The sequence below is a fragment of the Cupriavidus sp. USMAHM13 genome (assembly GCF_001854285.1).
In the GTDB taxonomy this organism is placed as follows: Bacteria; Pseudomonadota; Gammaproteobacteria; order Burkholderiales; family Burkholderiaceae; genus Cupriavidus; species Cupriavidus malaysiensis.
This window is the reverse complement of record NZ_CP017752.1, coordinates 1,058,264-1,070,993: the sequence shown is the minus strand read 5'-3', so window position 1 is coordinate 1,070,993 and position 12,730 is coordinate 1,058,264. Positions and strand designations below refer to the sequence as shown.

The 12,730-nt window shown below is 70.8% G+C and carries 12 protein-coding genes; 2 read left to right on the top strand and 10 right to left on the bottom strand.

All coding sequences use genetic code 11. The features are described 5' to 3' along the window. The first annotated feature begins 55 nt into the window (after positions 1-55). Positions 56-877 (top strand): dienelactone hydrolase family protein, encoded by an 822-nt coding sequence (locus BKK81_RS23100; RefSeq protein ID WP_071018029.1) that lies wholly within the window; start codon positions 56-58, stop codon positions 875-877. Positions 878-908: 31 nt separating this feature from the next. Here BKK81_RS23100 and BKK81_RS23095 read toward each other — a convergent pair whose 3' ends face one another. The 4 genes from BKK81_RS23095 to BKK81_RS23080 all read right to left on the bottom strand — a co-directional run bounded on the left by BKK81_RS23095 (position 909) and on the right by BKK81_RS23080 (position 3,460). Next, positions 909-1,838 carry a LysR family transcriptional regulator gene (locus BKK81_RS23095; RefSeq protein ID WP_071018027.1) on the bottom strand — a complete coding sequence of 310 codons (930 nt, stop codon included), beginning with the start codon at positions 1,836-1,838 and terminating at the stop codon, positions 909-911. A gap of 42 nt (positions 1,839-1,880) precedes the next feature. After that, on the bottom strand, positions 1,881-2,153 hold the full coding sequence (locus BKK81_RS23090) for a cupin domain-containing protein (protein WP_071022111.1): 273 nt from the start codon (positions 2,151-2,153) through the stop codon (positions 1,881-1,883). Between the two features lie 81 nt (positions 2,154-2,234). Further along, positions 2,235-2,762, bottom strand: a complete 528-nt coding sequence (locus BKK81_RS23085; protein WP_071018025.1) for a GNAT family N-acetyltransferase — start codon at positions 2,760-2,762, stop codon at positions 2,235-2,237. A gap of 107 nt (positions 2,763-2,869) precedes the next feature. Continuing rightward, positions 2,870-3,460 (bottom strand): helix-turn-helix domain-containing protein, encoded by a 591-nt coding sequence (locus tag BKK81_RS23080; protein WP_071018023.1) that lies wholly within the window; start codon positions 3,458-3,460, stop codon positions 2,870-2,872. 326 nt (positions 3,461-3,786) lie between these two features. Here BKK81_RS23080 and BKK81_RS23075 point away from each other — a divergent pair, with 326 nt between their 5' ends. Next, positions 3,787-4,134, top strand: coding sequence for a GNAT family N-acetyltransferase (locus tag BKK81_RS23075; protein WP_335582887.1), 348 nt, complete (start codon positions 3,787-3,789; stop codon positions 4,132-4,134). 9 nt (positions 4,135-4,143) lie between these two features. Here the strand turns inward: BKK81_RS23075 and BKK81_RS23070 are convergent, their stop codons facing one another. The 6 genes from BKK81_RS23070 to BKK81_RS23045 all read right to left on the bottom strand — a co-directional run bounded on the left by BKK81_RS23070 (position 4,144) and on the right by BKK81_RS23045 (position 12,658). Further along, on the bottom strand, positions 4,144-5,022 hold the full coding sequence (locus BKK81_RS23070) for an SMP-30/gluconolactonase/LRE family protein (protein ID WP_071018021.1): 879 nt from the start codon (positions 5,020-5,022) through the stop codon (positions 4,144-4,146). Beyond that, positions 5,019-5,786 carry an SDR family NAD(P)-dependent oxidoreductase gene (locus BKK81_RS23065; protein WP_071018020.1) on the bottom strand — a complete coding sequence of 256 codons (768 nt, stop codon included), beginning with the start codon at positions 5,784-5,786 and terminating at the stop codon, positions 5,019-5,021. Before BKK81_RS23065 ends, BKK81_RS23070 begins: the two co-directional genes overlap by 4 nt. Positions 5,787-5,911: 125 nt before the next feature. Beyond that, positions 5,912-7,729, bottom strand: a complete 1,818-nt coding sequence (locus BKK81_RS23060) for a sulfatase family protein (protein ID WP_083384372.1) — start codon at positions 7,727-7,729, stop codon at positions 5,912-5,914. An 83-nt stretch (positions 7,730-7,812) separates the two neighbouring features. Further along, entirely contained in the window at positions 7,813-9,030 is a 1,218-nt protein-coding gene (locus BKK81_RS23055) for a formylglycine-generating enzyme family protein (RefSeq protein WP_156811426.1), read from the bottom strand. 115 nt (positions 9,031-9,145) lie between these two features. Further along, entirely contained in the window at positions 9,146-10,402 is a 1,257-nt protein-coding gene (locus BKK81_RS23050) for a porin (protein ID WP_083384371.1), read from the bottom strand. Positions 10,403-10,486: 84 nt separating this feature from the next. After that, positions 10,487-12,658, bottom strand: a complete 2,172-nt coding sequence (locus BKK81_RS23045; protein ID WP_197524045.1) for a beta-glucosidase family protein — start codon at positions 12,656-12,658, stop codon at positions 10,487-10,489. Positions 12,659-12,730: the final 72 nt, after the last annotated feature.

Sequence of the window (12,730 nt, the reverse complement as noted above, 5' to 3'; positions counted from 1 at the left end):
AATACAAGCAGCGCGCCAGCCGGCGCGCCCATGCCATCCACCAGGAGACAGACCGATGGAAACGCCCCGAGACCCGCAGGCCGACGATCCGCTCGACGACTTCGAACCGCGCCGCATCACGCTGGACGGCGTGAGCAAGGTCGTGCACGTGACCGGCAGTGGACCCGCCGTGATCGTGATGACCGAGATGCCGGGCATCAGCCCGCAGGTGGCGCGCTTCAGCCGCTGGGTGCGCGCGGCCGGCTTCACCGTCTACATGCCCTCGCTGTTCGGGCGCGACGGCGCGCTGCCGCAGGTCGAGGAGGGCATCGCCACCTTCCGCCGGGCCTGCGTCAGCGCCGAGTTCCGCGCCCTGGCGGGCGGCGCGCCGAGCCCGGCCATGCAGTGGCTGCGCGCGCTGGCGCGGCTGGCGCACGCGCAATGCGGCGGCCCCGGGGTCGGCGCCATCGGCATGTGCTTCACTGGGAATTTCGCCTTGTCGATGATGCTGGAGCCGGCCATGCTGGCGCCGGTGATGTGCCAGCCCTCGCTGCCGCTCGACGACCCGGCCGGCACCGGCATGGCGCCGGACGAACTGGCGGCGGTGCGGAAGCGCCTGGAGCGCGAGGACCTGACCGTGCTGGCCTACCGCTTCGACGGCGACCGCCACTGCCGGGCCCAGCGCTTCGCCGCCTTCCGCGAGGCGCTGGGCGAGCGCTTCGTCGCGCGCGTGCTGCCGGACAGCGCCGCCCATCCGGCCCCGCCGCCTTTCTTCGCCCAGGTGGTGGGCAGCCCGCACAGCGTGGTGACCGCCCACCTGATCGACGAAGCGGGACAGCCGACGCTGCGCGCGCGCGACGAGATCCTGTCGTTCTTCGCACGCCGCCTCGGCGGCTGAGCCGGCGGTGGCGCCCCGGACCCGCCAGCGCTCAGGGCACCGCCGCGGCCTGCCCGGTCGGCCCCGGCAGCTGCGCAAGGAAATCGAGGAAAGCCGCGATGCGGCGCGAGCCGCGCTGGCTGGGCAGGTAAAGCGCAGTGATGGCGGAGGTGGCCTGGTTCGGATTGACCGTCCAGTCCGCGAACAGCGTGCTGAGCCGCCCGGCCTCGATGTCGCCGTCCACCATCCAGTCCGGCAGCAGGGCGATGCCGCTGCCGGCCAGGGCGAGTTCGTGCAGCACCTCGGCATTGTTGCTGCGCGAGCGCCCGCCGACCGGCACCTGGATGGCCTCGTCGCCGCGCCCGAAGGTCCACACCTGCTGGCTGGCCCCATAGCTGAAGCGCAGGCACTCGCGACCGGCGTCGGCCAGGTCGGCGGGCGCCGCCGGGATGCCGTAGCGCGCCAGGTAGGCCGGACTCGCCACCACGCGCCGGCGGAACACGCCGATCTCGCGCGCGACCACGTCGTCGTAGGAGGCCGCGCTGCCCAGGCGGATCGACACGTCGATACGCTCGCGCAGCAGGTCGACGATCTCATCGGTCATGGTCACCTCCAGTTCGAGCTGGGGGTAGCGCGCCATGAACCCGGCCAGGAAGGGCGCGATGCAACGCCGGCCGAAGGCCACCGGCAGCGAAACGCGCAACTGCCCCACCGGGGCATCGCCGCGGTCGGCGACCAGCGCGTCGGCCTCGGCCACCGCCTCCAGGATGCCGCGCGCACGCTGGTAGTAGGCCGCGCCGGCCTCGGACAGCGTGACCTGGCGCGTCGAACGGTTGAGCAGCACCGCGCCGAGTTCCGCCTCCAGTCCGTCGAGCGTGCGGGTGACGGAGGAGGTGGCCACCTCCAGGCGCCGTGCCGCCGCGGAAAAGCCGCGCGCGTCCACGGTTTCGACGAACATCTTCAGGGCCAGCAGTTTGTCCATGTGCGGTAAGGGGGAGGAAAGAAATGCCACCAGGCAGGCGCCTCAGCGGCGGCCGACCAGGGACTGCACGCCCTGCACGCCCTGCGCGCCATAGCGCTCGGCATGCGGCTGGCCGGCCGCGAGGTGGAACACGTCGCCGGCACGGTACAGCCGCTCCTCGCCGGCGGCAAGGAGTTCGATCTCGCCCGACAGGATCAGCGCCTTGGCCTCGAAGGGGTGGCTGTGCTCTGCCAGCGCGCCGGCCTCGCGCGTGACCAGCACGAATTCGCTGTAGCCCTCCTGCGTCAGGGCCTGGACAAAGGCTTCACGTTCCATGGCGATGTCCTCGGACAATGGCGGCGCGCCATCATGGGCGACAGTCTGACAGGTTTCCCTGACCGGTGTCTCAGCCACGTCCTAGGCAAGCTGCTTGTGGAAAAAGGTGGTGCCGCACAAGCTGCCGTCCGGCATCAGCGCGTAGTTCGGCACCGTGCCGACACGCTGCCAGCCGGCGCGCTCGTAGAGCCGCTCGGCATCGCCGCCGGTGACGGTATCGAGCACCAGCACCGACTTGCCGGCCGCGCGGGCCGCCGCGTCGAGCGCCGCCATCAGGCGCCGGGCCACGCCGCGGCGCCGCGCCCGGCGGCACACCAGCATCTTCGCCACGTCAGCGCGGTGGGGCTGGTTCTCCGGCTGCGCGGTGATCAGCTGCACGGTGCCGAGGATCTCGCCCTGCGCGTCCTCGGCCACCAGCAGGATGCGCTCGCCACGCGCCACGCCCTGCGCCACGCCTTGCCAGAAGGCCTGCGCGGTGGCGCGGGAGAGCGGCAGCATGAAGCTGACCGAGGCGCCACCTTCGACGCAATCGATCAGCACGTCGGCCAGCGCGCCGGCGCGGCCGGCTGCCTCCTCGGCGCCGAGCCGGCGCAGGACGATGGATTCCATGGCGGGTTCCCTGGTGGTGTCCATAGTGGGGTCCATAGTGGGTCCGTGGTGGATGCGCAGGCATGGCCGGGGCGATGTGTTGGCGCCGGGTTCTCGCCGGCGCGCCCTCAGCGGCCGCGCGGATCGTGGAAGGGTTGCTTGCTCAGCGCCACCAGGTAGCGCGCCGCCCTGCGCCCGGGATTGTGGAAAACGATGGGACGGTCCAGCCGCATCGCCAGGCAGTCGCCCGCCTCGAGCCGCCACGGCGCGTCGCCGACCCGCAACTCCATCACCCCTTCCAGCATCCAGAGCTGCTGGTGCAGATCGCTGTCACGCATGCCGGTGTCGTAGGCCACGCGCTGCCCCGGCGGGAACTGCACCTCGACCAGCTGGATCGGCGACGGCACGGCAGGCGACAGGTTGCGCCGCACATAGCCGGATTCCGGGTCGGTCCAGAGCGCCTGTTCGCGCGAGCGGGACAGCGGCGACGGCTCGGCCGCCCCATCGTCCGGCGCCGGCTCGAACAACGACGCCAGCGCAACGCCGAGCGCCGTGGCCAGCCGCTCCAGCACCACGGCGGTGGGGCTGCTGGCGCCGCGCTCGATCAGCGAGATGGTGGAGCGGCTTACCTTGCTGCGCTCGGCGAGCGCCTCCAGCGACCAGCCCTGCGCCTCGCGCAGCGCGCGTACGCGGGACGCGATGGTGGCATTGATATCCATGGTTTCCAGTTTATTGGAATAATTATCCAATAAACTAGATGAACTGCCGCTCCGCTGTCAAGATGCCGGGCTCCGTCCGCCCCATGCCATGCCATGCCTGCCCGCGCGCGCAGGACGGGGCCGGCGGGATCGCGGGCGGGCGTGGCGCTACCATGGTACGCCAGCGCCACGCCCGCCTGGCCGCGTGCCATGGCCACGACAGGCGGCGGCAGGCGGCGGCAGGCGGCGGCAGGCAAGAGTTGCCTTCGACGCGTCCTCACCCATACGGACCCTCATGCCCATCGACATCTCCACCGACCGGGATCGCCTCGACATCCCGATGATCCATGACTTCCTGTCGAACCGCTCGACCTGGGCGCGCGGCATCGACCTGGACACCGTGCAACGGTCCATCCGCCACGGGCCGGCAGGTCGGCTTCGCCCGCGTCATCACCGACCAGGCCACCTTCGCCTACCTGGTCGACGTATTCGTGCTCGAAACCCACCGCGGCCAGGGCGTGTCGCGCCGGCTGATGGAGGCCGTGATGGCCTGCCCGGCGCTGGCGCGGCTGCGCCGCTTCACCCTGGTCACGTCGACCGCGGCGGGGCTCTACGCCCGCTTCGGCTTCACGCCGCTGCACGCGCCCCAGGCGCATATGGAGATCCTGCGGCCGGACGTGTACCGCCAGGGCTGAGCCAGGCGTTCAGGGCCAGGCGCGGCAGATCCCCTGCGGCAGGCCGGCCACGGGTGCCCGGAACGCGAACAGGCCGCCGGCCAGCGGCTGCCGCTGCAGGGCCTCGGCGCCAAGTCCCTTGCGCGCGGTGGTGACGTAGACGGTCCGGAGGTCGTCTCCGCCGAAGGCCAGCTTGGTGACCTGGTCGCAAGGCAGGCGCACGGTGCCGGCCAGGCGGCCATCGGCGGACCAGCGCTCGATCCGCGCCCCGCCGAAGATGGCGATCCACAGGCAGCCATCGGCATCGACCGCCATGCCGTCCGGATACCCCTCGCCGCAAGGCCGGGCAAATACCCGCCTGCGCGACAGGGCGCCATCCGGCCCGACGTCGAAGGCATAGACCTGGCGCGCAACGGTGTCGCCGTGGTACAGCGTGCGCCCGTCGGGGCTCATGGCGGGGCCGTTGGTGATGACATAGCCCTGGTCGCGGCACATCAGCCTGGCGTCGTCGCCGAGCTGGTAGAGGGACCCGCTCGCGGCCGACTCGCCATCGTCCATGGTGCCGAACCAGAGCCGCCCGGCGGGATCGACGAAACCGTCGTTGATGCGGTTCCCCGGCAGCTCCGGCTCGACTTCCAGCAGCTTGCGGCACGAGCCGTCGGCCGGATCGAAGCGGTAGAGCCCATGCTGCATGCCGCACAGGAACGAGCCGTCGGCGAACGGCAGCAGAAAGCCCGGCCGGCCGGCGAGCGGCCAGGTCGTGGTGACGCCCGTCGCCACGGCCAGGCGATGGATGCTGCCGCCCAGGATGTCGACGAAGTAGAGCGCGCCGGACTCACGGTGCCAGACCGGGCCCTCGCCGAGGCCGGCAGCGAGCGGCCACAGGCAGGTGGGATGGATGCCGCTCATAGGCCGAATGTCCCTGCGTCGACGAAGTACTCCCGTCCCGAGCAGCAGCCGGCATCGTCCGACGCCAGGAACAGCGCCATGGCCGCCACATGCCGCGGTTCGATGCGCACCGGCAGGCACTGGCCCTGCATCAGCCGCGCCTCGCTCTCCGGCGTCTGCCACAGCTGCATCTGGCGCGGCGTGCGCACCGCGCCGGGGACGATGCAGTTGACGCGGATGCCATCACGGCCGAGGTCGCGCGCCAGCCCGCGCGTCAGGCCCTCGATGCCGGCCTTCGCCGTCATGTAGGCGGCAAGGTCCGGCACGGCCACATGCCAGGAAGCCGATCCCATATTGAGGATGACGCCGGCCTGCGCCGTGCGCATGCTGGCCGCCGCCAGCTGGGCGCAGAAGAACTGGTGGCGCAGGTTGACGGCCATGCAGTCCTCCCAGACGGCGGGCGTGATGGCCTCGACCCGATGCCGGTCGTCCCGGCCGGCGTTGTTGACCAGCACGCCGATCGGCGCGCCGTCGCGCGCGATGCGGGCGAAAACCGCCGCGGTGGCGTCCAGGTCGCGCAGGTCGCAGACGTGGCAGGTGATAGGCAGGCCCTCGGCGGCCAGTGCCTGCCGCAGGCGCGCGGTGTCCGCCTCGCTGATATCGATGCAGTGGACGCGCGCGCCCTGCTGCGCGAAGGCGCTCACCATTTCCGCCCCGATGCCGCTGCCGCCGCCCGTGACGACGACGGTCTTGTCCCGCAGGCCGGGGTAAATCGCATAAGACATCCGACTCTCCACTCTCTCCATGTTTTTCAGGCTCTCCATGCATCGATGCGGCGCAAGCGCAGGCCGGACGCCCGGGGGCGTCCGGCGCACCGGCGCACCGCGCACCGGCGATCCGCCGGCACGCCTCAGTCCTGCCCGGGCGCCGACGTCTTGCCGTCGACGTAGTCGATGCGCGCCGGCGCATAGCCGATGCGCATCGCGTTGACGTGCAGGATCTCGCCCGGCTTCAGCGCGATGACTTCGTTGTCGTAGACGGTCCATGCCTGCGGCACCGGCCGCATGTCGCCGACCTTGGCGAAGCCCTTGCCGAGCATCTCGGCGGCGAGGCGCTCGTAGTCCCAGCTCTGCACCACATGCCGGGGCGGAACCTGCGCGGCGCCCGGGCGTTCGATCCAGTAGCCGATGGATGCCCCCGGCGTGGCGCAGGCGATCCGCACGCCGCCGCCCGCCTCGGCCACCTCGCGGACCTCTGGCAGCGCGGTGGCGGGCGGCTTGTCGCCGCCCAGCCACATCTGCTTGAGCATGTCGCGCTCGGGAATGCCGCCCATGTCGCCATAGCGGGCCGTCCAGTCATGGAAGGCTTGCCGCAGTTCCTCCAGCTTGGCCCGGTAGCGCGGATCGTCCGCCAGGTTGTGCAGTTCCCACGGATCGCGCTCGGCGTCGTAGAGCTCTTCCACCGGCTTGGGCCCGAACCACGCCGCGGTGGCGGCCGGCAGCGTGCCGTCCGCCTTGCGCTGCAGGATGTCGCGCATCATGGGCAGCATCAGGCGGAACTTGAGGTCCTGGTAGTAGGGCCGCTCCGGCATGTAGTTGTAGAGATAGCGGTAACGTCCGTCGCGCACCATCCGCACCCGGTCGTACTCAGTATCCATGCGGTCGCGCGCGGCGAACACGTAGCGGCGCGCCACCTTGGCCCGCTGCGCGCCGAGGAAGGCCTGGCCCTGCATATAGGCCGGGACCGGCACGCCGGCGAGAGAGAGCACCGTGGGCGCGAGATCGACCCCGCTGACCAGCTCGCGGGCGCGCGTGCCGGCGTGCGCGCCGCCGGGAAAGCGCACGATGAGCGGCACATGCGTGCCGCGCTCCAGGATCTCGCGCTTCATCCACGGCAGGTTGCCGCCGTTGTCGGAGAAGAAAAAGATGATGGTGTTGTCGTACAGGCCATCTTCCTTGAGCATCCGGATCAACTCGCCGACCTGGTCGTCCATCATCCGGATATTCGTGTACATGCGGGCGATGTCGCCCCGCACCGCAGGCGAGTCCGGAAAGATCGGCGGCACGGCGACCTGGGCGGGATCCACGCGCAGCGGATCCTTGCGCAGTGCCACCATGGACTCGTGGGTCAGGAAGAAGTTGAAGACGGAGAAGAACGGCTTTCCGGCCGGGCGGTTGCGGAAGGAGGCGGCGGGGCCGTTCTCGTCCCACACCGTGACCGGCGCTTCGAACTGGTAGTCCTGCTTCTGATTGTTGGAGGTGTAGTAGCCCGCCTTGCGCAGGTACTCGGGGAAGGCCTTGACCTGCTCGGGCAGCACCACGGAATAGGTCGCCGGTATGCCGTCCGGCTTCGGCGCCATGGCGCGCCCGGGAATCTGGATTTCACCGGGGCCCGTGCGCATGTGCTGCGCGCCCACCGAGGTCGGGTACATGCCGGTGATCAGGGCGGCGCGCGCGGGCGCGCACACCCCCGCGGCCTGGTAGGCGCGGGTGTACAGCACGCCCTCCCTGGCGAGCCGGTCGATGTTCGGCGTCATCGCTTCCCGGTCGCCGTAGGCGCCGAGGAAAGTGGTGATGTCTTCCACCGTGATCCACACAATGTTCGGCCGGGCTGGCTGCGGGCCTGGCTGCGCGGGCAGCGTGCCGGCATGCGCGGCGGGCAGCAGCATGCTGCCCAGGGCCAGGACCAGGCGCAGGACGCCCTGGTGCGTTCGTTTCGGTAAGGGCATAGCGCCTCCTCGAGATTGAGACGGTGCGGCGGGCGGGGCCCTGCCGCGTTGATGCGGGGGTTGATGCGGGGACTGATGCGGGCTCAGGGCATCGCGGCGGCCAGCACGGCGGGCGCTGCGGGCGCGCTGGCCGGCCGCGCCGGATGCCAGGCCTGCTGGTCCATCACCAGCCGGAAGCCCAGGTGCGACATGCTGCTGTACGGGTCGGTCCCGCGCCGGGCACTCGGGCGATAGCTCAGGCAATAGTCCTGGTTGCACAGGAAGGAGCCGCCGCGGATCACCCGCCGGGGCGCGTGCTCGGGCACGCCGGGCTCGGAAGGATCCCAGCTGTCGCCGGGGCCGTGCGGATCGACCGCGGCCGCAGCGTCCGCCGCGGCCCGCGCGAACTGGTCGGCGCGGTACCAGTCGGCCACCCATTGCCAGGCGTTCCCCGTCATGTCGTAGAGTCCATAGCCGTTGGCGGGGAACGTGCCGGCGGCGCTGGTGCCGGCGGCGCCGCCGGCCTTGGGACTGATCACGGGAAAGGGCTGCGCCTGCTGCCCTTGCCAGACGTTGGCCATCTGCCTGCCGTCCGGGGCGAAGCTGTCGCCCCAGGCGTAGTTCGCCTGCTCCAGGCCTCCGCGCGCCGCGAACTCCCATTCCGCCTCGGTCGGCAAGCGCTTGCCCGCCCACCTGGCATAGGCCTCGGCGTCCTCATAAGACACCTGCACGACGGGGTGGTCGCCCTTGCCCTCGATCGAGCTGCCCGGTCCCTGCGGATGGCGCCAGTCCGCGCCTGGCACGTAGCGCCACCAGCGCGAGTAGTCCTGCAGCGGCACCGGGTGCTCCGTGCCGACGAAGACGAGGCCGCCGGGCACCAGCGCACCGGTGGGCGGAGGCGGCGTGCCCGGCGGCAGCTGTACCTTGATCGTGTCCCAGTCCGGTGTCCTCTGCGCGGTGGTGACATAGCCGGTGGCCGCCACGAAGGCACTGAACTCGTCGTTGGTCACGTGGTGCCGGTCCATCCAGAATCCGTGCACGCGCACCGTGTGCGCCGGACGCTCGTTGTCCTGCGCGAGCGGGCTGTCGCTGCCCATGCGGTAGGCGCCGCCGGGTACCCAGGCCATCCCGCGCGGGCCATGGACGCCATCGCCGAGGATGACCTGGGGCGCGGCCCCGGCCGCGGCGGGCGCCGCCGTGCCGGCTCGCGTGGCGAACATGGCGGCGGCCGCGCCGGCCGCTGCCAAGACGATGGCGGCGCCGATCCATCGCGCCGGGCGTAGCTGCCTGGAGAACATAACGTTGCGGTTTCCGTGTTGCATGATGTCTATCCTCGCGGCGCCCGGCCTGCCGCGTCAATCGAGCCGATCGAGCCCGCCGCGCGAGCGATGGCCCGCATACCATGTCCTTCCCCGCCCATTTCAATGATTCAGTGGACTAGAACTTGTGGCGGATACCCATGGCCGCGCCGATCTGGCTGTTGCTGCCCGGCGTCAGGTAAGCGCCGTTGGCAAAGCTGATTGCCGCCGAATCGAAGTTCAGGCCGGAGTTCTTCACATAAGCGACCGTCAGATAGACGTCGGTGCGCTTGGAGAAGGCGTAGTCCGCAATCAGGTTCACCTGCCACGGGTTGACCGGATTGAGCGCCGGCTGCACCGCGTTCGTGCGCAGGATCTTCTGATTGTCGTAGTAGTACGCAAGGCTCAGCGACAGCGCCGAAGTCAGGTCGTGGTTGACACCGACCCACCAGAAATCGTCGCGCAGCAGCGTGTTGCCGCCCGCGTCCTTGTTCTGGCCCCAGCGGTAGCCTGCCACGAACTTCGTGCGCGGCAGGTAGTAGGCGAAGGCCAGCGCCGCCTTCTTCACCGTGCCGGGGCTGCCGGCCGTTGCGGCGGGGTTCCACTGGTCATAGCTGGCCGTCACGCCGAAGCGGTTGTCCAGGTACATCGCGCCCGCGCCGTAGGCGGTGTTGTCCCTGGCGTGGCCCGGCGTCTCGCCCGCGCCCTGCCCCGCGAGCGGCGTCAGCCCGAAGGCCGGTGTGCCGACGCCGAAGCTGTAGTGGGCCTTGACCGTCACCGGCCCCTTGACCGCCTGGTAGCTGATCACGTTGTCCTGCCCGTAGGTCGTGCCCAGCAGCGCAACGATCGGCTCGAACAGCAGGGCATACTTGCTCGGCGAGAAGTTGCCCAGCATGGTGAACATGGTCGTGTCCTGCCGGCCGAGCGCGATCTGGCCGAGACGGTCGCTCTGCAGGCCGACATAGGCCTTGCGCCCGAACAGGCGCCCGCCCTGCAGCGACTGGCCGGTGTCGGCACCGAAGCCGCTCTCGAGCACGAACAGCCCCTGCAGGCCGCCCCCGAGATCTTCGACGCCGCGCAGGCCCCAGCGCGACCCCGACAGCCCGCCGTTGGTCTCCATGCCGAACTTGTTCCCGCCCGGCTTCGATGTCACGGCGCCGGTGACCGGGTTGATCGTCGGTGCGCTGCCGGCCAGGTGATTGATGTATTCGATCGGCACGTCGATCACACCGTACAGGGTCACGCCGGACTGCGCGTGCGCGACGCCGGCGGCCGATGCCAGCAAGGCCGCGCCGGCCAGGGACTTGGGCCACTTGCGCGATGCGGGCGATGCGGGCGATGCGGGCGATGCGGGCGACTTCGTGGACTGGGGAAACCTGATGATCGTCTTCTGCATGATTCTCCTCCTCTTGCTTTGTTCTGGTATGTGCGGGCCCGGCGTGGCGGCGGCGCGCAGGGCGCGGCACCGCCGCCATGGGACTCAACGGCCGAAGGTCCGCCCCTCGAGCTCGGCATCGCCATGCAGGACGAGCTCCCCGGCCGAGCGCCCGAGCGCGAGGCGGTAGCGGCCGGCGTCGATGCGCCAGTGCGCCTCGGCGGCCTGGAAGCGCGCGAGCAGGCGCGCATCGGCGCGCACGCTGACGCGCGCGGACTCCCCCGGACGGAGGAAGACGCGCTGGAAGCCGAGCAAGCGCATGCGCACGTCGCCGGCCGCTTCCGTCAGGTACAGCTGAGGCACGTCCGCACCCTCGTGCGCCCCGGTGTTGGTCACCGTGAATGTCGCCGTGACGGTCTCGCCGGCATCGATGCGCAGGTCGGCGTAGGCGAACCGGGTGTAGCTCAGTCCATGGCCGAAGGCGAACAGCGCCTGCCTGTCCGTGCGGGCGAACCAGCGGTACCCGACCTCGGCGCCCTCGTGGTAGTGCACGCGGATGGGCGTGCCCAGTTCGACGTCGGCACCCGGCAGGCGCGGATGGGGGGTCTGCTCGACGCTGGCCGGGAACGTGACCGGCAGGCGCCCGGACGGGTTGACGTCGCCCGCCAGCACCTCGGTCATGGCCTGCGCTCCCGCCTGCCCCGGATACCAGGCCTGCACGATGGCCCGTACCTTGGCGTGCCACGGCATCGCCACCGGATTGCCGGTCTGCAGCACGACGATGACGTTGTCATGGACGCTCGCGAGCGCGTCGATCAGGGCGTCCTGCCCGAACGGCAGGGTCATGTCCGGGCTGTCGAAGCGCTCACCCTCGTGCCGGATCGCATGCACGATGACGGTGTCGCAACGCCTGGCCAGCGCCACCGCCTCGGCGATATGCGCGCCGCTGTCGTAGGAGACGGCCGCTTCCGGGAAGCGCTGGCGCAGCGCCGCCAGTGGCGACGGCCCGAACAGCCGCATGGTGGTGGGCCCCAGCAAGGGATGGCTGCGTGCGGGGATCTGCGCCGCATAACCGGCGGGCGGCATGACCTGGCTCGAGCCGTCGCCGGACAGCACGCCGGCCTGGGCATAGCCGCCGATCACGGCGATCCTGCCCTTGCCCGGCGCCAGCGGCAGCGCCTCCCGCTCGTTCTTCAGCAGCACGATGCCCTGGCGCGCCGCTTCCAGCGCCACGCCGTGATGCGCGGCGAAGTCGACCGGCCCGCAGGGGCGTTCCTGGTCGATGCCCACCGCATAGTAAGAGCGCAGCATGCGCCGGACCATCTCGCTGATGCGCGCCTTGGGCACCTTGCCATCCTCGTACGCTTGCCGCAGCGGCCCGTTGAACCATTCCTGCGCATCGAGCTGCGCGCCGGAATGCTGGTCGAGCCCGTTCAGGGCGAACTCCCAGCCGTACACGGCCAGCCAGTCCGACATCACCCAGCCCTTGAAGCCCATCGCGTCCTTGAGCGTCTCCTGCAGGAGGGCGCGGTTGCCGCAGGCATAGGCGCCGTTGACGAGGTTGTACGCCCCCATCAAGGCACCCGGCTCGCTTTGCTCGATGGCGATCTGGAAGGCCAGCAGGTCGCTCTCGCGATGCGCGGCCGGATCGATGACGGCATCCAGGAAGAACTTGTTGGTTTCGCTGGCGTTGAGCGAGACGTGCTTGAGCACCGCGAGCACGCCTTCCTCCTGCGTGCCGCGGACCATGCCGGCCCCCACCAGGCCGGACAGCAGGGGATCTTCGGAGACGTATTCGAAGTTCCTGCCGTTGCGCACCTCGCGCACCAGGTTGATGCCGCCGCCCAGCGCCACGTTGAAGCCGCGCGCACGCGCCTCCTTGCCGATCACGCAGCCGATGGTCCGCGCCAGCGCCGGATTGAAGCTCGCGCCCAGCGCGAGACCGGCGGGAAAGGCGGTGGCACCGTCGCCCTGGCCGCCGGTGTGGCGCAGCCCCAGGCTCGCATCCGCCATCTTCAGGGACGGGATGCCGAGACGAGGCACGCCGCTGGTGTAGCCCGCGATGACGGGCAGTTCCGCCGGCACGCGCGGCTCCCTCTCGGTGCGGCCGAAGACCCGCACCATCAGGCTGTACAGCAGCGAGAAGCGTTCGTCGTCGGTCATGCGCGACTCGGTCTCGCTGGCGCGCAGGTCGGGATCGGCGCGGGAGGAGCAGGAAGCCGCGGCAGGCGGGGACGACGGCATGGCTTCCCTGCCGGGAGGATGAAGTTCGGGCATCGGGTGGTTCCGGGTTGGAATGGCTGCGCCAAGGGCGCGAGAGTCCGAGCGCGCGGCGGGGACCGCGCGGTC